This is a genomic window from Cedecea neteri, from assembly GCF_000758325.1.
Lineage (GTDB): Bacteria > Pseudomonadota > Gammaproteobacteria > Enterobacterales > Enterobacteriaceae > Cedecea > Cedecea neteri_B.
Genome location: NZ_CP009459.1, coordinates 515,508 through 534,456, shown reverse-complemented (window position 1 = coordinate 534,456; position 18,949 = coordinate 515,508). Strand labels below are relative to the sequence as shown.

Here is an 18,949-nt window from a genome sequence, read left to right as displayed (position 1 = left end):
GGCGAGCATGTTCAGTTTTTTAAAAGTCCCGGCAAGTGCCGCGCCGCTTAGCGACAAAAGTGAAATTGATGCCCGCTACCGCTACTGGCGTCGCCATATCCTGATTACCATCTGGCTCGGCTACGCGCTGTTTTACTTTACCCGCAAAAGCTTTAACGCCGCCGCGCCGGAAATCCTCGCCACTGGCGTGATGGAGCGCACCGATATCGGCCTGCTGGCGACGCTGTTTTACATCACCTACGGCCTGTCGAAATTCTTCTCCGGGATTGTCAGCGACTTTTCCAATGCCCGCTACTTTATGGGCATCGGGCTGATTGCTACCGGCATCGTAAATATTCTGTTTGGTTTCTCGACCTCGCTGTGGGCGTTTGCGCTGCTGTGGGCGCTGAACGCCTTTTTCCAGGGCTGGGGATCGCCGGTTTGCGCCCGCCTGCTGACGGCGTGGTATTCCCGCAGCGAGCGCGGCGGCTGGTGGGCCGTCTGGAACACGGCACACAACGTGGGCGGGGCGCTAATCCCGATCATCATGGGCGCTGCGGCTTTGCAGTACGGCTGGCGTGTCGGGATGATGATTGCCGGAGGCCTGGCGATTATCGCCGGGTTATTCCTCTGCTGGCGGCTGCGCGACAGGCCGCAAACCGTGGGCTTACCGGCGGTGGGTGACTGGCAGCATGATGCCCTGGAGATCGCTCAGCAGCAGGAAGGTGCGGGGCTGACGCGCAAAGAAATCCTCTACAAGTATGTGCTGGTTAACCCTTACATCTGGCTGCTCTCTCTGTGCTACGTGCTGGTGTATGTAGTGCGGGCGGCGATCAACGACTGGGGCAATCTTTATATGTCCGAAACGCTCGGCGTCGGGCTGGTGACCGCCAACTCAGCGGTGACCATGTTTGAACTGGGCGGGTTTATTGGTGCACTGGTGGCGGGCTGGGGCTCGGACAAACTGTTCAACGGCAACCGCGGCCCGATGAACTTGATCTTCGCGGCAGGCATTCTGCTTTCCGTGGGCTCGCTATGGCTGATGCCCTTTGCCAGCTACGTGATGCAGGCGGCCTGTTTCTTTACCACCGGTTTCTTCGTGTTTGGGCCGCAGATGCTGATTGGCATGGCGGCGGCAGAATGCTCGCACAAAGAGGCGGCGGGCGCGGCAACGGGGTTTGTCGGGCTGTTTGCCTACCTCGGCGCGTCGCTTTCCGGCTGGCCGCTGGCTCGGGTGATCGACATCTGGCACTGGAGCGGCTTCTTTGCCGTGATCGCAATTGCCGCCGGGATATCGGCTTTGCTGCTGCTGCCGTTCTTGAACGCCCAGGCCCCGCGCGAAGCTAACGAAGCGTGATACTCCTCACCCTTTTGCGCCATAAAGGGCAAAACTAAGAAATTTTCCCGGTTCGGCCTGGACGCTGTCTCAGGCCAGTTTGCTCGCTGATTTTTACAATGCCTGCCATTAAGCAGGTATTCAAATCAGGAGTCATCCATGCTGGCCTTTCTAAACCAGGTGCGTAAGCCCACCCTGGATCTGCCGCTCGAAGTGCGGCGAAAAATGTGGTTCAAACCGTTCATGCAGTCGTATCTGGTGGTGTTTATTGGCTACCTGACGATGTACCTGATCCGCAAAAATTTTAACATCGCCCAGAACGACATGATCTCCACCTACGGGCTGAGCATGACGCAGCTGGGGATGATCGGCCTCGGTTTCTCCATTACCTATGGCGTGGGCAAAACCCTGGTTTCCTATTACGCAGACGGGAAGAACACCAAGCAGTTCCTGCCGTTTATGCTGATCCTTTCCGCTATCTGTATGCTCGGCTTCAGCGCCAGCATGGGCGCAGGCTCGGTAAGCCTGTTCCTGATGATTGCCTTCTACGCCCTGAGCGGTTTCTTCCAGAGCACCGGCGGGTCGTGCAGCTACTCGACCATTACCAAATGGACACCGCGCCGCAAGCGCGGCAGCTACCTGGGCATGTGGAACATCTCCCACAATCTCGGCGGCGCAGGCGCGGCCGGTGTGGCCCTGTTTGGCGCTAACTACCTGTTTAATGGCCACGTTATCGGGATGTTTATCTTCCCGTCCGTTATCGCCCTGATTGTCGGCTTTATTGCCCTGCGCTACGGCAGCGATTCCCCTGAGTCCTACGGCCTCGGCACCGCCGAAGAGCTGTTTGGCGAAGAGGTCAGCGAAGAAGACAAAGAAGCCGAAGACAATTCAATGACCAAATGGCAGATCTTTGTTGAGTACGTGCTGAAAAACAAAGTGATCTGGCTGCTGTGCTTCTCCAACATCTTCCTGTACGTGGTGCGCATCGGCATCGACCAGTGGTCCACCGTGTATGCTTTCCAGGAGCTGAAACTCTCCAAAGAAGTGGCGATTCAGGGCTTCACCCTGTTTGAAGTGGGCGCGCTGGTTGGTACGCTGCTGTGGGGCTGGCTGTCTGATCTTGCCAACGGCCGTCGTGCTTTGGTGGCCTGCGTAGCGCTGGCATTGATCATCGCTACGCTGGGCGTGTACCAGCATGCGAGCAACCAGTACGTTTACCTGGCTTCGCTGTTTGCCCTTGGTTTCCTGGTCTTCGGTCCGCAGCTGCTGATCGGCGTGGCGGCAGTTGGCTTCGTGCCTAAGAAAGCTATCGGCGCGGCGGACGGCATCAAAGGTACCTTCGCTTACCTGATCGGCGACAGCTTCGCCAAGCTGGGGCTGGGGATGATTGCCGACGGGACGCCAATCTTCGGCCTCACTGGCTGGGCAGGTACGTTCGCTGCCCTGGACGCCGCCGCAATCGGCTGTATCGTGCTGATGGCCATCGTTGCCGTGTTTGAAGAGCGAAAAATTCGCCGCGAGAAGAAGATCCAGCAACTGAACATCGCTTAAGTGCATTTTGAACTGTTCCAGCCCGGCATAACGCCGGGCTTTTTTTTGCCTGCGATTAACGCCGGCGCGAGGCATTACCAGGAAAAGTGATTGCGCTATACTGCCCGGCATTCATTAATAGCAAATTGCCGTTCAGCTGCCGGGTATTTAACTTCATGATTTGGATTATGTTAGCCACGCTTTGCGTAGTGTTTATTGTCGGCTTTCGGGTGTTGACGTCGGATTCACGGCGGGCGATTCGGCGGCTGAGTGAGCGCCTGGGGATCGACGTGGTGCCGGTTGAATCGATGATCGATCAAATGGGGAAAACGCAGGGAGACGCGTTTTTACAGTATTTGCACCGCCCGGATGAGTCCCATCTGCAAAATGCGGCGCAGGTTTTGCTGATTTGGCAGATGGTGATTGTCGACGGCAGCGATCAAAATATCCAGCAGTGGTACCGGCGGCTGCAAAAGGCCCGGCTTGCCACGCCGATAACCGACGCTCAGGTTCGCCTGGCGCAGGGGTTTTTACGAGAAATGGAGCCAGAGAAGCCGGAGATCACGGCTTTTCAGATGCGCTATAACGGCTACTTCCAGCCTGAAGATGGCGTGCACTGGCTGCACTGATGCCCGCCATTTCACAGAGAATTACAGGGTTTTGAGCATGGTGACTTCGCAATCCACATGGCCGGTGCAGCCGAGTGGGGCGGGAATATGCTCAAAGCCTAAATGTTCGTATAGCCCAACGGCTTCTTTCAGAAACGCGGTGGTTTCCAGGTAACAACGCTTGAAGCCCTGAGCCCGGGCGTGATCCAGCGCCTGTAGCGCCAGTTTCTTGGCTAAGCCTTTGCCGCGGACCACCGGCAGGAAATACATTTTCTGCAGTTCACAAATGTCTGGCTCGCTACACGATAACGGCGCCACGCCGCCGCCTCCCACCACTTCGCCGTTGATTTCTACCACCCAGTACGCATGGCCTGGCTGGCTGTAGAGCTGATAAAGCTCGTCAAGATTCGGGTCGGCAACGGTGTAGCCTTTATCGGCGGTCAGGCCGTATTCGGCGGACACCTGGCGAATAACCCGGGCGATAGCCGAATTATCTTCGGCAGCGATCCGGCGCAGCTGGAGCTTCACATCAACCGGGGCTGTGGTGTTCATCATGTGACTCATAGGCTTAGGGAAGGATAAAAGCAGTTAATAGCACTTCATTACGGAGGGCGCAAGCTGCATAAAAAACGCCCCACACCGAAGTGCGGGGCGAGTTATGCCTGGGGCTGATTACAGCGCGGCGATTACGGCCTGCTGCTCAATCAGCTTCGATTTGGCGTCGGCAAAGCCTTCGAGACGCTCACGCTCTTTGGCGACAACGTCAGCCGGTGCACGGGCGACAAAGCCTTCGTTGGACAGTTTGCCTTCGATCTTGCCGATTTCTATTTCGATCTTCGCCACTTCTTTCGCCAGACGCTCGATCTCAGCGGCTTTATCTACCAGACCGGCCATCGGGATCAACAGCTCTGCGCCGTCGATAATCTTGGTCACGGAAACCGGACCTTTGTCATCGACTGGCAGGATGGTGATGCTTTCCAGACGAGCCAGGTTCTGCAGGAAGGTGCGGTTTTCGCTCACGCGACGAATCGCTTCTTCGCTGCAGCCGCGCAGCAGTACGTCCAGACGTTTGCTTGGGGCTATGTTCATCTCGGCGCGAATGTTACGCACCGCGGTGATCACGTCCTTCAGCCATTCAGTGTCTGCGAAGGCCGCTTCATCAACCTGAGACGCATCGTAGGCCGGGAATGCCTGCAGCATGATGGTGTCTGCGGTAATGCCCTTGAGCACTTTCACGCGCTGCCAGATGGTTTCGGTGATGAATGGAATGATCGGGTGCGCCAGGCGCAGCAGACCTTCCAGCACGTTCACCAGCGTATTGCGGGTGCCGCGCAGTTCCGCTTCAGAACCGCCGTTCATAACCGGCTTGGTCAGCTCCAGATACCAGTCACAGAACTGGTTCCAGGTGAACTCGTACAGGATGTTGGCGGCGATGTCGAAGCGGTAGCTGTCCAGCGCTTCACGGTAGGCTTTCACGGTGCGGTTGAACTCGGCCAGGATCCAGCGATCGGCCAGAGACAGCACCATTTCGCCGCCGTTGAAGCCGTAATCCTGCTCTTCGGTGTTCATCAGCACGAAGCGGCTGGCGTTCCAAAGTTTGTTACAGAAGTTGCGGTAGCCTTCCAGGCGCTTCATGTCCCAGTTGATGTCGCGGCCGGTAGAGGCCAGCGCCGCCAGGGTGAAGCGCAGGGCGTCGGTGCCGTGCGGCTCGATGCCGTTCGGGAACTGTTTTTCGGTGCGCTTGCGGATTTTCTCCGCCAGCTGCGGCTGCATCATGTTGCCGGTACGTTTCTCCAGAAGATCTTCCAGAGAGATGCCGTCCACCATGTCCAGTGGGTCGATAACGTTGCCTTTGGATTTGGACATCTTCTGGCCTTCGTCATCGCGAATAAGGCCGGTCATGTAGACGGTCTTAAACGGCACCTGCGGCTTGCCGTCTTCATCTTTGATGAAGTGCATGGTCAGCATGATCATGCGGGCAATCCAGAAGAAGATGATGTCGAAGCCGCTGACCATAACGCTGGTCGGGTGGAAGGTGCGCAGCGCTTCGGTGTTTTCCGGCCAGCCCAGGGTGGAGAAGGTCCACAGGCCAGAGGAGAACCAGGTGTCCAGCACGTCTTCGTCCTGGTTCAACGCCACGTCGGCACCCAGGTTGTTTTCGGCGCGAACTTCAGCTTCGTTGCGGCCTACGTACACGTTGCCTTCCGCGTCGTACCAGGCCGGGATACGGTGACCCCACCACAGCTGACGGGAGATACACCAGTCCTGAATATCGCGCATCCAGGAGAAGTACATGTTTTCATACTGCTTAGGCACGAACTGGATGTCGCCCTGCTCAACGGCTTCTACCGCCACTTTTGCCAGCGGGGCGGTACGCACGTACCACTGGTCGGTCAGCATTGGCTCAATAACCACGCCGCCACGGTCGCCGTAAGGCACGGTCAGGTCGTGGGGTTTGATTTCATCCAGCAGGCCCATTTCGTCGAACTTCGCGACCACGGCTTTACGTGCTGCAAAGCGCTCCAGTTTCTGGAATTCAGCCGGGATGTCGGAGGCGTAAACGGTGGATTCTTCGCCGTTGGTATCGAACACTTCTGCCGCTTCACGGATATCCCCGTCGAAGGTCAGGATGTTGATCATTGGCAACTGATGGCGGCGGCCAACTTCGTAGTCGTTAAAGTCGTGCGCCGGGGTGATTTTCACGCAGCCGGTGCCTTTTTCCATGTCCGCGTGCTCGTCGCCCACGATAGGAATGCGGCGGTTAACCAGCGGCAGTACCACGAATTTACCAATCAGGTCTTTATAACGTGGATCTTCCGGGTTAACGGCCACGCCGGTATCACCGAGAACGGTTTCCGGGCGGGTGGTGGCGACGATCAGGTAATCTTTCCCGTCCGCGGTTTTAGCGCCGTCGGCCAGCGGGTAGCGCAGGTGCCACATGGAGCCTTTGGACTCACGGTTTTCAACTTCGAGGTCGGAAATCGCGGTACGTAGTTTCGGGTCCCAGTTGACCAGGCGCTTGCCGCGGTAAATCAGGTCTTCTTTATAGAGACGGACGAACACTTCTTTCACCGCGTTGGACAGGCCTTCGTCCATGGTGAAGCGCTCGCGCTCCCAGTCTACGGAGTTACCGAGACGACGCATCTGACGGGTAATGGTGCCGCCGGATTCTGCCTTCCACTGCCAGATTTTGTCGATGAACGCATCGCGGCCGTAATCGTGGCGGGTTTTGCCTTCTTCGGCGGCGATTTTACGTTCTACAACCATCTGCGTTGCGATACCGGCGTGGTCGGTGCCCGCCTGCCACAGGGTGTTTTTGCCCTGCATACGCTGGTAACGGATCATGGTGTCCATGATGGTTTGCTGGAAGGCGTGACCCATATGCAAACTGCCGGTGACGTTCGGCGGTGGGATCATGATGCAGAAGCTTTCCTGGCTGGTGTCGCCATTCGGTTTGAAGTAGCCCTGCTGTTCCCAGTGCTCGTAAAGCGGCTGTTCGATATCTTGCGGGTTATATGTCTTTTCCATTGTCTGCTATGTCGTTCCCGGCGGGGTATAGGTCGCCGTAGTCAAGTGGAAACCGGCAACGCGGTACGCTTTGTAGCGCTCGCGGGCCAGTTGTTTCTGGGATTCTTCGTAAGGTACGAAGTCTATCACTTCCAGGAAAGCGGTGGCAAAATCTGCGAACTGTGGCAGCAGGCTAATCAGCAAATCCCTGGGGGCGCTGCCGCGGCGCTGAGGCCATGCCAGCTCAACCGGCGCGCCGTAGCGCGGGCCTTCCCCAGCCAGATTGTGCGGGACGAATGCCTGGGCATCTCGCTGCCAGAGCGCTTCGTCGAGGCGAATAGCCTGTTGTTCGTTTTCGCAGGCGACCAGCACCCGCTTGCCTGCACGGAATCCATCCGCAGCCAGCTCGCACACCAGCTGTTCCACGGCACTTAGCCCTTCGGCATGGGTGTCGTTATCCAGCAGGTAAAACGTTGCGTTTTTCATGAGACCAGCTTGTTAAGTTGAATGTTGTTGCCTCTCACCCTGACCCTCTCCCCAAAGGGGCGAGGGAATCAAACGGGGTTTTATGCCCGTCCAGGTTGAGGGTAAAGCATCTCGCTTACTCTTCGCCGTTAAACCCGGAACGGTTCAACAGGAACTGAGACAGCAGGGCCACTGGGCGGCCAGTTGCGCCTTTTGCCTTGCCGGAGCGCCAGGCGGTACCGGCGATGTCCAGGTGAGCCCAGTTGTACTTGCGGGTAAAGCGGGACAGGAAACATGCCGCAGTAATCGCGCCGCCAGGGCGACCGCCAATGTTTGCCATATCGGCAAAGTTGGACTCCAGCTGCTCCTGATACTCGTCACCAAGCGGCAGACGCCATGCGCGGTCACCCGCCTGTTCAGACGCGCTGATAAGCTCGTGCGCCAGCGGATTGTGATTCGACATCAGGCCGGTGATGTGGTGGCCGAGGGCGATTACGCAGGCGCCGGTCAGCGTCGCGACGTCGATAACCACTTCTGGTTCGAAGCGCTCAACGTAGGTCAGCACGTCACACAGGACCAGACGGCCTTCGGCATCGGTATTGAGCACTTCAACGGTCTGGCCGGACATAGTCGTCAGCACGTCACCCGGGCGGTAAGCGCGACCGCCAGGCATGTTTTCACAGCCGGCAAGTACGCCAATCACGTTCACCGGCAGGTTCAGTTCAGCAACCATGCGCATCACGCCGTACACGGAAGCCGCGCCGCACATGTCGTACTTCATCTCATCCATGCCTTCGGCAGGCTTGATGGAGATACCGCCGGAGTCGAAGGTTAAGCCTTTGCCGACCAGCACAATCGGACGAGCATCCGGGGACGCATTGCCCTTATATTCAATCACCGACATCAGCGATTCGTTCTGAGAGCCTTCGCCTACCGCGAGGTAGGAGTGCATGCCTAGCTCTTTCATCTGCTGTTCGCCAATCACGCGGGTGACCACGTTTTTGCTGAACGAGTCCGCCAGTTGACGAGCTTGAGAAGCCAGGTAAGCGGCGTTACAGATGTTTGGCGGCATGTTGCCGAGATCTTTCGCGGCTTTGATGCCGGAAGCGATAGCCAGGCCGTGTTGAATGGCGCGCTCACCGCTGGTCAACTCGCGGCGAGTTGGCACGTTGAACACCATTTTACGCAGCGGGCGGCGGGGTTCGGTTTTGTTGGTTTTCAGCTGATCGAAGCTGTACAGCGTCTCTTTAGCTGTCTCAACAGCCTGACGCACTTTCCAGTAGGTGTTGCGGCCTTTGACGTGCAGTTCGGTCAGGAAGCAAACGGCTTCCATTGAACCGGTGTCGTTGAGCGTGTTGATGGTTTTCTGAATCACCTGCTTGTACTGGCGCTCATCAAGCTCGCGTTCTTTGCCGCAGCCGATCAGCAGAATGCGTTCAGACAGCACGTTCGGTACGTGGTGAAGCAATAAGGTTTGCCCTGGTTTTCCTTCCAGCTCACCACGGCGCAGAAGCGCGCTGATGTAGCCATCGCTGATTTTATCGAGTTGTTCTGCGATCGGGGACAGGCGACGCGGTTCAAAGACTCCCACAACGATGCAGGCACTACGCTGTTTCTCGGGGCTACCGCTTTTTACACTGAACTCCATGCACTACGCTCCTGAATCTTAAAGACAACGACGGGGGCTACAGGCTAATATTGCAAGCTTTCGTAACTCATCTCCGCTGTTGCGATGACTTCGTGTTAATCTTAACGAATGGATTTACGTTTTCTATTTTGTCTGAACATCGTCCCGTGATGCGAGTTCGCCGGGCTATCTAATCTTAGCGATGTTTTCGACGATTAAAGAGAATAAATGACGTATAAGCGATGAAACAAGCGATTTTCCTGCAAAAAGACTCGTTTCTACAGGTGTATTTAATGTGATTATCATAAAGTATCTGGTTCGGGAGACGCTTAAGAGCCAGCTGGCGATCCTTTTCATCCTGCTGCTGATTTTCTTTGCTCAGAAGCTGGTCAGGATCCTCGGTGCTGCTGCTGACGGCGAAATCCCGACAAATCTGGTGTTATCCTTGCTGGGTTTAGGTGTACCTGAAATGGCGCAGCTAATCCTTCCCTTGAGTCTTTTCCTCGGCTTACTGATGACGCTCGGCCGCTTGTACACCGAGAGTGAAATCACGGTAATGCATGCCTGCGGTCTGAGTAAAGCAGTACTGGTCAAAGCCGCGATGGTTCTCGCACTCTTCACCGGTATTGTGGCTACCGTGAACGTGATGTGGCTGAACCCGTGGTCGGCTCGTCATCAAGATGAAGTGCTGGCTGAAGCCAGAGCGAACCCTGGTATGGCTGCTCTGGCGCAAGGGCAGTTCCAGGTCGCGACTAACGGTAGCGCGGTGCTGTTTATCGAAAGCGTGCAGGGGAAAGAGTTCAAAGATGTTTTCCTTGCTCAGGTACGCCCTAAAGGCACTACGCGTCCTTCTGTTGTGGTCGCGGACTCAGGCCAAATCTTCCAGCACCCGGACGGCACGCAGATAGTGAAGTTAAATACCGGCACCCGCTTTGAGGGGACCTCGACGCTGCGTGATTTCCGCATAACTGATTTTAAAGATTATCAGGCCGTGGTAGGCCATCAGGCCGTAATGCTTGATCCATCTGATATCAGTCAAATGAGCATGACCGGACTGTGGAAAAGCCCTGAACCCTCCGCGCGTGCCGAGCTGCACTGGCGGCTGACGCTGATCATGTCGGTGGTGATTATGGCCCTGATGGTGGTCCCTTTAAGCGTGGTGAACCCGCGGCAGGGGCGCGTGCTGTCGATGCTTCCAGCTATGCTGCTCTATCTGGTCTTCTTCCTGCTACAAAGCTCTTTGCGCTCCAGCGGATCAAACGAAAAGCTGAATCCGATGATTTGGATGTGGGTGGTCAACCTGGCGTATCTGGCGCTGGCCATTGCCCTGAACCTGTGGGATACGGTACCGATGCGCAGAGTGCGTGCCCGCTTTAGCTATAAAGGAGCGGCTTAAATGTTTGGTGTACTTGACCGTTACATCGGTAAAACCATCTTAAACACCATCATGATGACGCTGTTTATGCTGGTGTCGCTGTCGGGGATCATTAAGTTCGTTGACCAGTTGAAGAAGACTGGCCAGGGCTCTTATTCCGCGGCGGGGGCGGGGCTGTACACTCTGCTCAGCGTGCCAAAAGATGTGCAGATCTTCTTCCCGATGGCCGCGTTATTGGGTGCGCTACTGGGGCTGGGGATGCTTGCCCAGCGCAGTGAGCTGGTGGTGATGCAGGCATCAGGGTTTACCCGAATGCAAATCGCCTCTTCGGTAATGAAAACCGCCATCCCGTTGGTTCTGCTGACTATGGCCATCGGCGAATGGGTTGCCCCTCAGGGCGACCAAATGGCGCGTAATTACCGCGCACAAATGCTGCTTGGCGGCTCACTGCTGTCCACCACCAACGCCATTTGGGCGAAAGACGGCCATGACTTCGTGTATATCGATCACGTCAATAACGAAACAGAAATTGCCGGCATCATGATTTACCATTTCAACGGCGAGCGACGCCTGCTATCGGTACGTAATGCCGCGGCAGCGAAGTATGACGCGGAGCATAAAGTCTGGCGTCTGTCGCAGGTTGATGAGTCAAACCTCTCCGATCCTAAGCAGATTACTGGGTCACAAACCGTGAGTGGGGAATGGAAAACCAACCTGACGCCGGACAAGCTTGGTGTGGTTGCGCTGGATCTGGATTCGCTGTCAATCAGTGGGTTGTATGATTACATCAAGTACCTGAAAACCAGCGGCCAGGACTCCCGACGCTACCAGCTGAATATGTGGAGCAAGATTTTCGCGCCAGTTTCGGTGGCGGTGATGATGCTGATGGCGTTGTCGTTCATCTTTGGCCCGCTGCGTAGCGTGCCGATGGGGGTGCGAGTGGTGACGGGGATAAGCTTCGGCTTTATCTTCTACGTGCTGGACCAGGTATTTGGCCCGTTAACGCTGGTATATAACATTCCTCCGATTATCGGGGCGCTGCTGCCAAGCGTGACCTTCCTGCTGATCAGCCTCTGGATGCTGACGAAAAGAGCGGGATAAGTTTACCCTCACCCTAACCCTCTCCCTAAAAGGGAGAGGGGATCTGACTGATACTCTCCTGCTTTTCTTGCCTTTTGCCACTTTCCCTCTCGAAGAGGGAAATCAGTGAATAAACATCACCGATACGCACAGAATCCCGATAATCAGCGTCAGCAGATTAGCCAGCGAACGCCATGGCTTAAGCGCGGGCACGAGATAGGTCGACAGGGTTGGCATAATAAACAGAATCAGGGCGATAAGCGGCCCGCTGATGGCATAAATCATCGCCAGCGCATTCGGGTTGATATAGCACACCACGAAGGTCAGCAGCGAAATCAGGGTAATAGAAAGTGCCCGGCAGAAAGCCCGGCTTCGGCTCATACCTGCCGCACCCAGCGTAGACTTAACAATCGCTGTCGCCCCTTCAATCACCCCAAAATAGGTGCCGAGGAAGGACTTGGACATTGCCACAATCGCGACGACAAAGCCTGAAATGCCCAGCCAGGCGGGTGTGCCCGGCACCATCGACAGCGCGGACAGAATAGTCAGGCCCTGAGCCTTCGCGGCCGTAATGTCCTGAGCTGGAATCGACAGGAAGCAGCTAAACACGAAGAACAGCACGCTACAGCAAATCACAAAGTAAGCGACGCGCATGATTTTCTTGCTGTTATTCATCGCGCCTTCACCGTGGCTTTCACGCTGTGCGACGGCAAAAGTAGAGATAATGGGCGTGTGGCTGAAGGCGAAGACCATCACCGGAATCGACATCCAGATCTCACCCAATGCGTGGCGGTCGAGGACTAAGCCCTCGGTCAGCAAAGACGTCTGCCAGCTGCTGGTCAAATAGAGGGATAAAAACAGGAAGTAAGCAATCAGCGGGAAAACCAGGAACCCCATCACTTTGATGGTCACCTGTCGCCCCATCAGGAAGATCAGGTTCAGCGCCGCCACGACGCCGAGGCTAACCAGCACTCTGATTGTGGTCGTAATCGGCCCGTGTTTGGCCAGTTGCTCTATCAACGAGTTGGTAATCGCGACGGCATAAATCAGGATCACCACGAAGAACGCGACGAAGTAGAGCCCGGTGATCAGGTTGCCGATCGTTTTGCCGTAGTAGTGTGTCACGGCGCTGGTGATGCCGCCGCTACCTGGGGTTTTTGCCGACAGGATAAACTGGCACAGCGCCCGGTGCGGCCAGTAGGTCAGCGGGTAGGCAATCAATGCCGTGAGAAGCAGAACGATGGCGCCGGCGGAGCCGAGCTGAATGGGGAGAAAAAGGGTTCCTGCGCCAACGGCAGTACCATATAAGGCGAAACTCCACAAAGTTTCTTCTTTTGTCCAGAATTTGCGCATTATTTAATCTTTTCTTCTGACTGATTTCCAAAAACCGGCGTAATCTAGCACAAAACAGGCCTGGTGAGTCATGTGGCTGTTATTGCAGGGGTTATTACCCTCACCCCGACCCTCTCCCTGGAAGGGAGAGGGGGAAAGAAACAATGGCTCAACTGAACGGGTAGAAAAAGGAATGTCCCCTCTCCCTGGAAGGGAGAGGAGGAAAGAAACAATGGCGCAATTGAACGGGTAGAAAGAGAAAGATCCCCTCTCCCTTGAGGGAGAGGGTTAGGGTGAGGGGGAAATCGCAGAAACTACCGCTTACGCCCTCCCATAATGCTGCCCAGCACGCCGCGAATAATCTGGTTCGTCACCTGCCGCGCCGCGCTCTTCGCCATAGTCTGCACCACGCCGTCGCGCTTGCCGCCTCGAGGTCCGGTGCTACCGAACAGAATATCTTTTAGCCCGCCGAGGATCCCGTCATCCACCGCCACGCTCTGGCCTTTGGCCGGCGGCGAGTCCTGTTGCTCTCCCGCGGCCTGTACGCCTTTTTGAAGGATCTCGTAGGCCGACTCCCGGTCAATCACTTCGTCATACTTGCCGTACAGCGGGGAGTGATTCAACAGGCCGTTACGCTCGTCGTCCGTTACCGGCCCCATGCGCGAACAAGGGGCGATCACCATCGCGCGCTCGACCATCGTCGGGCTGCCCTTTGCGTCGAGGAAGGAGATTAGCGCCTCGCCGGTGCCCAGCTCCTGAATAGCATTTTCGGTATCGAAAGCCGGATTCGCCCGCATAGTCTGTGCCGCCGCTTTCACCGCCTTCTGGTCTTTGGGCGTAAAGGCGCGCAGAGCGTGCTGGACGCGGTTACCGAGCTGGCCGAGTACGATGTCGGGCACATCGGACGGATTTTGCGTCACAAAGTACACGCCCACGGCTTTGGAACGGATCAGGCGGATCACCTGCTCGATTTTATCCAGCAGCACCTGCGGGGCGTCGTTAAACAGCAGGTGCGCTTCGTCGAAGAAGAACACCAGCTTCGGCTTGTCGAGATCGCCCGCTTCCGGCAACTGCTCGTAAAGTTCAGACAGCATCCACAGCAGGCTGGCGGCGTACAACTTCGGCATCTGGTAGAGCTTTTCCGCCGACAGAATGTTGATGATCCCTTTGCCGTTTGAGTCGGTACGCATCCAGTCTTTGATGTCGAGCATCGGCTCGCCGAAGAAATACTCCGCGCCCTGCTGCTCAAGAGAAAGCAGCCCGCGCTGGATGGCGCCGACGGAAGCGCTGCTGATATTGCCGTACTGTGTCTGGAAGGCTTTGGCGTTATCGCCGATGTATTGGGTCAGGGCGCGCAGATCTTTAAAGTCCAGCAGCGGCAGGCCCTGGTCGTCCGAAATGCGGAAAATGATCTGCAGTACGCCGCTTTGCACGTCGTTCAGGTTCAGCAGCCGCGCCAGTAGCAAAGGCCCAAGATCGCAGACGGTGGCGCGAACCGGATGGCCTTTCTCGCCGAAGATATCCCATAGCACCACCGGGTTGCCGTGCGGTGACCAGTCCGTCACGCCGATATTGGCAAGCCTGGCGAGCAGCTTCTCAGACTCGGTACCTTCTTCGGCCACGCCGGTTAAATCTCCCTTCACGTCGGCCATAAACACCGGCACGCCAATCTCTGAGAAGGACTCAGCCAGCTTCTGCAACGTCACGGTTTTGCCCGTCCCGGTTGCGCCGGTGATTAACCCGTGGCGGTTCGCCATGTTGGGCAGAATATGCAGTTCAGTCTCTTTGGTTCTGGCAATCAGCAGTGGTTCAGTCATGAGCGTTTCCCTGTGGCAACATTTGTCTAAAGCATAGCCTTCCGCACGAATTGAGCATCAGGATCTTCCCAGGTTTACCCCCTCGGCCCGGCAAAGGACTATGCTTGGCTGATCTCTTACACAACCAGGGAAAGCTATGTCCAGATTCTTTTATAACGATCGCAAGCAGTTGGTTAACGATGCCATCGAAGGCGTCATTGTCAGTTCCCGTTACCGCAACCTTGTGCGGCTGGATATCGATCCGGCCATCCGCGTGGTGGCCCGCAGTGACTGGGACAAAAGCAAAGTGGCGATCATTTCCGGCGGCGGCTCCGGCCATGAACCGGCGCACGTGGGCTTCGTTGGCAAAGGGATGCTGACTGCGGCGGTGTGCGGCGACCTGTTTGCCTCCCCGAGCGTGGATGCGGTGCTGAATGCGATCGTCGGCGTGACCGGGGATCGCGGTTGCCTGCTGATCGTCAAAAACTACACTGGTGACAGGCTGAACTTCGGCCTGGCCGCCGAGAAAGCCAAAAAGCACGGGCTGAAGGTCGAGATGGTGATCGTCGGCGACGACATCTCACTGCCGGGCAACAAACAGCCGCGCGGCATCGCCGGCACGGCATTAGTCCACAAAATTGCGGGCCATGCTGCAGAGCAGGGCAAATCTCTCGGCGACGTGCGGGACATCGCGCAGAAAGCCTGCGACAGCATTGCCAGCATGGGCGTGGCGATGCAAACCTGCAACCTGCCGGGCAGCGAGGAAGAAGAAGGGCGCATTAAAGGCGGCCATGTCGAGCTTGGGTTGGGCATTCACGGCGAGCCGGGTGCCAGCACGGTGGACACCCAAAACAGCAAAGAAGTGATTGCCACGCTGGTGAAGCACCTTCGCAAAGCGACGGGCAAAGAGAGCGACCTGGCGGTATTGATCAACAATCTCGGCGGCGTTTCCTCGCTGGAAATGGCGCTGCTGACCAAAGAGCTGATGCATTCGGATCTCGGTTCGCAGATCAAATATCTTATCGGCCCCGCGCCGCTGGTCAGCGCCCTGGACATGAAAGGCTTCTCGCTCTCCGCCATTAAGCTGAGCCCGGACTTTATTCAGGCGCTTGAATCTGACGTGGAAACCGCAGGCTGGCAGCCGATGGTGAAATACCACAAGATGCCGGAGCAGAAGCAGGCGGTTATCCGTGAAGACCACGCGGTAAAACCTTCTGCCAACGATGAGGTGAAAGCCCTGGTAGCAAGCGTGACCCAAACGCTGATCGCTCAGGAAAACCACCTCAACGCGCTGGACGCCAAAGTGGGCGACGGCGATACCGGCTCAACCTTTGCCGAAGGTGCGCGCGACATCGTCCACCTGAACGATAAAGACAAGCTGCCTCTGAACGACGCCGCCGCGCTGCTGGGGCTGGTGGGCGAGCGGCTGGCAACGGTGATGGGCGGCTCCAGCGGTGTGCTGATGTCGATCTTCTTCACCGCCGCCGGGCAAAAAGTCAGTGAGAAGCAGCCGCTGGCGGAGTCCCTGCTGTTTGGCCTGGCGCAGATGAAGCGCTACGGCGGGGCGGATCTGGGCGACAGAACGTTAATCGACGCCCTGCAGCCTGCGCTCGAAGCACTGAGGGATAAAGACCTGAACGCCGCCGCGAAGGCAGCAGAGAAGGGCGCGAATGATACGGCGAAGATGCAAAAAGCCAACGCCGGGCGCTCGTCCTATGTGAACAGCGACAACCTCGATGGGGTGAAAGATCCAGGGGCGGTCGCCGTGGCGGCGGTATTTGCCGGGCTGGTGAAGTAACTAAAAAGGCTCCCTCGGGAGCCTTTCTTACATCAGAAATCCGCTTTCAGCACCACGCGGTAGCGTGCTTTGCCGTCGCGCACATGCCTGATGGCTTCGTTGATTTTCGACATCGGGTACAGCTCGATCTGCGGCTGCACCTTCGTCCGGCCCGCCAGCTTCATCAGCGAACGCAGCTCGGGCGGGGAGCCGGTTGCCGACCCGGAGATGCTGCGGTCCCCGGCAATCAGAGTGAAGGCCGGGACTTCGAACGGCTTCATTACCGCGCCAACCGTGTGGAAGTTGCCGCCGTACGCCAGCGCCTTGAAGTACGGCATCCAGTCCAGGTCGACGTTGACAGTATTGATAATCAGATCAAACTGGCCTGCCAGCGCGGTTAACTCGGCCGGATCGCGGCTGTTCACCACTTTATCCGCGCCCATCGCCAGCACTTCTTCTTTTTTGGATGGGTTAGAGCTGAACGCCGTCACCTCGCAGCCCATGGCATGCAGCAGCTTGATGGCGATATGTCCGAGGCCGCCGATGCCGATCACGCCCACGCGGCTGGTGGCGGTGATATGGTGCATCAGCAGCGGTTTAAACACCGTGATACCGCCGCACAGCAGCGGCCCGGCGGACTCGATATCAATGGAGTCCGGTAGCGGGATAACCCATTGCCAGTCTGCTCGAATTTTATCGGCGAAGCCGCCGCGATTCATAATGGTTGCGGTGCTGCCCTGCTGGCAGTTGATCTGGCTGCCGCTGATACACGCATCGCAGTGGCCGCAGCTTCTTGCCGTCCAGCCGATGCCGACGCGTTGGCCGACTTTTAGCCCTTTGTTCTGTGCTGCCGACCCCAGCGCATGCACGCGGCCAATCACCTCATGCCCGGCAACCAGCGGATACTGCGAGAACCCCCATTCGTTGTCGATCATCGACAGATCGGAATGGCAGATGCCGCAATAATCGACCTTAACCTCGACATCCTCCGGCAGCAGATCCCCCGCGTCGAAATCCTGAAGCGCCAGCTCCGCACCGGCCTTTGGCGCGGCATAACTTTTGATAACAGACATTCGCTCTTCCTCTGTGTTGGGCTCTGCAACCAGTTTAGAACATTGGGCGAGACTGGAACCTGGTGGAATGTGCCCTGCCGGACTAAAGCGTTACCCAGCCGCCGCCCTGTTCCGCCGAAGCGTAGAGCGAGGCGACGATCTGCTGCACGACATAACCCTGTTCGGCATCGGCCACCATAGCCGCCTCGCCCTGAACGTGGCGGACAAAGCTTTCCATGGCGCGGAAATGGCGGCGATCGTCGGCTGTCTCCCGGCGCTGGAGCGTTTCCAGCTTGCCGTCGCGGTCGTGATAAATATGGGTCGGGAACAGCCTGGCACCGGCGCGTTCACCGCAGAATTCAACGTTCATTTGCGAGGTTTCTTCCACGTTGAGAATAAAAGAGGTGTCTAAACGTAGAATGCCGCCGCCCTCGAACTCCACCACGCCGAACAGCGCGTCTTCAACCGTATAAAGCGCCGGATCCCACTCGCCAAACTGGCCGCTGTTTTTGGTGTTGCCCAGCCTGCGGAAGCTGTGGGCCATCACCCGCGTCACCTTCGGGAAGCCGAGCACGTAAAGCGCGGCGTCGAGCATATGAATGCCGAGATCGATCAGCGGGCCGCCGCCCTGCGAATCCTTGCTGATGAAATTTCCCCACGACGGCACGCCGCTGCGGCGCAGCGCTTTGGCCGTGGTGATATAGACATCCCCCAGCGCCCCGGCCTGAACCTGCTCGCGCAGCAGGGCGCTGTCCAGCGCAAAGCGATGATGGAAATTGTAGGCCAGCACGCGGTTGGCCTTTTGCGCCGCTTGCCGCATCTCGTCTGCCTGCGCCACCGTCATCGCCGGAGGCTTCTCGCAGAGCACATGGCAACCCGCCTCCAGCGCCTGCATCACATGCTCGAAGTGCAGAATATTGGGCGAGCAAACACTGACGATCTCCGGCTTCGCCTCACGCAGCATCTGCCCGACATCGTCGTATGCAGAGGGAATATTTAACTTATCCGCAAATGCCCGAGTACGCGCCAGATCGCGTCCGCAGGCCGCCACTAACACCAGAGAAGGATTAGTCGCATAGTAAGCCGCGTGCACGTTCTCGGCGATCTGCCCCGGCCCGATGATAGCGACGCGCATGGGGGATGTGGGGTTGGGATTGGGCATGGGGGCTCCGTTGGGTGGCCAGGCTGAAAGCAAATCACATCGCAAACGAGCGGGAATGTAAACCGCAGAGTTGTTCATAGAAGTGACTGGGAAGAAAACGGCAGGCCGCTGAAAAATTCAGCACTTAACGCCACTTACGCACAGCGCCGCTTGCAAGGCCGCCAGCGACAGGTATAATCCACAGCGTTTCCGCATACCCCTTCAGTGCCGAAGTGGCGAAATCGGTAGACGCAGTTGATTCAAAATCAACCGTAGAAATACGTGCCGGTTCGAGTCCGGCCTTCGGCACCATCGATATGCAAATGAAAGCTACCTACGGGTGG

Annotated in this window: 14 protein-coding genes and 1 tRNA gene; 7 read left to right on the top strand and 8 right to left on the bottom strand. The window is 57.2% G+C overall.

All coding sequences use genetic code 11. The features are described 5' to 3' along the window. Nucleotides 1-7: 7 nt before the first annotated feature. The 3 genes from LH86_RS02505 (at nucleotide 8) to LH86_RS02495 (ending at nucleotide 3,474) form a co-directional block, all read left to right on the top strand. A complete protein-coding gene (locus tag LH86_RS02505; RefSeq protein ID WP_039298086.1) occupies nucleotides 8-1,336 on the top strand; it encodes an MFS transporter in 1,329 nt (442 codons plus the stop codon). Nucleotides 1,337-1,474: 138 nt separating this feature from the next. Further along, a complete protein-coding gene (gene uhpT / locus LH86_RS02500; protein ID WP_039298084.1) occupies nucleotides 1,475-2,866 on the top strand; it encodes a hexose-6-phosphate:phosphate antiporter in 1,392 nt (463 codons plus the stop codon). Nucleotides 2,867-3,021: 155 nt separating this feature from the next. Further along, a complete protein-coding gene (locus LH86_RS02495; RefSeq protein ID WP_039305867.1) occupies nucleotides 3,022-3,474 on the top strand; it encodes a DUF1198 domain-containing protein in 453 nt (150 codons plus the stop codon). A gap of 21 nt (nucleotides 3,475-3,495) precedes the next feature. Here the strand turns inward: LH86_RS02495 and LH86_RS02490 are convergent, their stop codons facing one another. The 4 genes from LH86_RS02490 to pepA all read right to left on the bottom strand — a co-directional run bounded on the left by LH86_RS02490 (nucleotide 3,496) and on the right by pepA (nucleotide 9,073). Then, complete coding sequence (locus LH86_RS02490) at nucleotides 3,496-4,017, bottom strand: GNAT family N-acetyltransferase (RefSeq protein ID WP_156107002.1); 522 nt, start codon at nucleotides 4,015-4,017, stop codon at nucleotides 3,496-3,498. A 108-nt stretch (nucleotides 4,018-4,125) separates the two neighbouring features. Next, nucleotides 4,126-6,981, bottom strand: a complete 2,856-nt coding sequence (locus tag LH86_RS02485) for a valine--tRNA ligase (protein WP_039298082.1) — start codon at nucleotides 6,979-6,981, stop codon at nucleotides 4,126-4,128. A 6-nt stretch (nucleotides 6,982-6,987) separates the two neighbouring features. Continuing rightward, nucleotides 6,988-7,446, bottom strand: coding sequence for a DNA polymerase III subunit chi (locus LH86_RS02480; protein ID WP_039287963.1), 459 nt, complete (start codon nucleotides 7,444-7,446; stop codon nucleotides 6,988-6,990). Between the two features lie 115 nt (nucleotides 7,447-7,561). Then, nucleotides 7,562-9,073 (bottom strand): leucyl aminopeptidase, encoded by a 1,512-nt coding sequence (gene pepA, locus LH86_RS02475; protein WP_008460793.1) that lies wholly within the window; start codon nucleotides 9,071-9,073, stop codon nucleotides 7,562-7,564. Between the two features lie 274 nt (nucleotides 9,074-9,347). On the opposite strand from pepA, the gene lptF reads away from it, so the two are divergent. Both lptF and lptG read left to right on the top strand, forming a co-directional pair. Continuing rightward, nucleotides 9,348-10,448 (top strand): LPS export ABC transporter permease LptF, encoded by a 1,101-nt coding sequence (lptF, locus tag LH86_RS02470; RefSeq protein ID WP_039298080.1) that lies wholly within the window; start codon nucleotides 9,348-9,350, stop codon nucleotides 10,446-10,448. After that, a complete protein-coding gene (lptG, locus tag LH86_RS02465) occupies nucleotides 10,449-11,528 on the top strand; it encodes an LPS export ABC transporter permease LptG (protein WP_039298078.1) in 1,080 nt (359 codons plus the stop codon). A 102-nt stretch (nucleotides 11,529-11,630) separates the two neighbouring features. Here lptG and LH86_RS02460 read toward each other — a convergent pair whose 3' ends face one another. Together LH86_RS02460 and LH86_RS02455 are read right to left on the bottom strand one after the other, a co-directional pair. Then, nucleotides 11,631-12,860, bottom strand: a complete 1,230-nt coding sequence (locus LH86_RS02460; RefSeq protein ID WP_039298075.1) for an amino acid permease — start codon at nucleotides 12,858-12,860, stop codon at nucleotides 11,631-11,633. A gap of 293 nt (nucleotides 12,861-13,153) precedes the next feature. Then, the gene (locus tag LH86_RS02455; RefSeq protein ID WP_039298073.1) at nucleotides 13,154-14,656 is read right to left on the bottom strand and encodes a helicase HerA-like C-terminal domain-containing protein; all 1,503 of its coding nucleotides are present in this window, start codon (nucleotides 14,654-14,656) and stop codon (nucleotides 13,154-13,156) included. Nucleotides 14,657-14,792: 136 nt separating this feature from the next. On the opposite strand from LH86_RS02455, the gene LH86_RS02450 reads away from it, so the two are divergent. Then, nucleotides 14,793-16,433 (top strand): dihydroxyacetone kinase subunit DhaK, encoded by a 1,641-nt coding sequence (locus tag LH86_RS02450; protein WP_039298071.1) that lies wholly within the window; start codon nucleotides 14,793-14,795, stop codon nucleotides 16,431-16,433. A gap of 32 nt (nucleotides 16,434-16,465) precedes the next feature. Here the strand turns inward: LH86_RS02450 and ahr are convergent, their stop codons facing one another. Both ahr and LH86_RS02440 read right to left on the bottom strand, forming a co-directional pair. Further along, nucleotides 16,466-17,485, bottom strand: coding sequence for an NADPH-dependent aldehyde reductase Ahr (ahr, locus tag LH86_RS02445; RefSeq protein ID WP_039298069.1), 1,020 nt, complete (start codon nucleotides 17,483-17,485; stop codon nucleotides 16,466-16,468). A gap of 82 nt (nucleotides 17,486-17,567) precedes the next feature. Beyond that, a complete protein-coding gene (locus LH86_RS02440; RefSeq protein ID WP_039298065.1) occupies nucleotides 17,568-18,626 on the bottom strand; it encodes a Gfo/Idh/MocA family protein in 1,059 nt (352 codons plus the stop codon). A 206-nt stretch (nucleotides 18,627-18,832) separates the two neighbouring features. On the opposite strand from LH86_RS02440, the gene LH86_RS02435 reads away from it, so the two are divergent. Beyond that, nucleotides 18,833-18,917, top strand: a tRNA-Leu gene (locus tag LH86_RS02435). The last annotated feature ends 32 nt before the right edge of the window (nucleotides 18,918-18,949 follow it).

Excerpts from the sequence above, each read along its gene's own strand:
- LH86_RS02505 (WP_039298086.1), top strand. The coding sequence starts at position 8 with ATGTTCAGTTTTTTAAAAGTCCCGGCAAGTGCCGCGCCGCTTAGCGAC.
- uhpT (WP_039298084.1), top strand. The coding sequence starts at position 1,475 with ATGCTGGCCTTTCTAAACCAGGTGCGTAAGCCCACCCTGGATCTGCCG.
- LH86_RS02495 (WP_039305867.1), top strand. The coding sequence starts at position 3,022 with ATGATTTGGATTATGTTAGCCACGCTTTGCGTAGTGTTTATTGTCGGC.
- LH86_RS02490 (WP_156107002.1), bottom strand. The coding sequence starts at position 4,017 with ATGAGTCACATGATGAACACCACAGCCCCGGTTGATGTGAAGCTCCAG.
- LH86_RS02485 (WP_039298082.1), bottom strand. The coding sequence starts at position 6,981 with ATGGAAAAGACATATAACCCGCAAGATATCGAACAGCCGCTTTACGAG.
- LH86_RS02480 (WP_039287963.1), bottom strand. The coding sequence starts at position 7,446 with ATGAAAAACGCAACGTTTTACCTGCTGGATAACGACACCCATGCCGAA.
- pepA (WP_008460793.1), bottom strand. The coding sequence starts at position 9,073 with ATGGAGTTCAGTGTAAAAAGCGGTAGCCCCGAGAAACAGCGTAGTGCC.
- lptG (WP_039298078.1), top strand. The coding sequence starts at position 10,449 with ATGTTTGGTGTACTTGACCGTTACATCGGTAAAACCATCTTAAACACC.
- LH86_RS02460 (WP_039298075.1), bottom strand. The coding sequence starts at position 12,860 with ATGCGCAAATTCTGGACAAAAGAAGAAACTTTGTGGAGTTTCGCCTTA.
- LH86_RS02455 (WP_039298073.1), bottom strand. The coding sequence starts at position 14,656 with ATGACTGAACCACTGCTGATTGCCAGAACCAAAGAGACTGAACTGCAT.
- LH86_RS02450 (WP_039298071.1), top strand. The coding sequence starts at position 14,793 with ATGTCCAGATTCTTTTATAACGATCGCAAGCAGTTGGTTAACGATGCC.
- ahr (WP_039298069.1), bottom strand. The coding sequence starts at position 17,485 with ATGTCTGTTATCAAAAGTTATGCCGCGCCAAAGGCCGGTGCGGAGCTG.
- LH86_RS02440 (WP_039298065.1), bottom strand. The coding sequence starts at position 18,626 with ATGCCCAATCCCAACCCCACATCCCCCATGCGCGTCGCTATCATCGGG.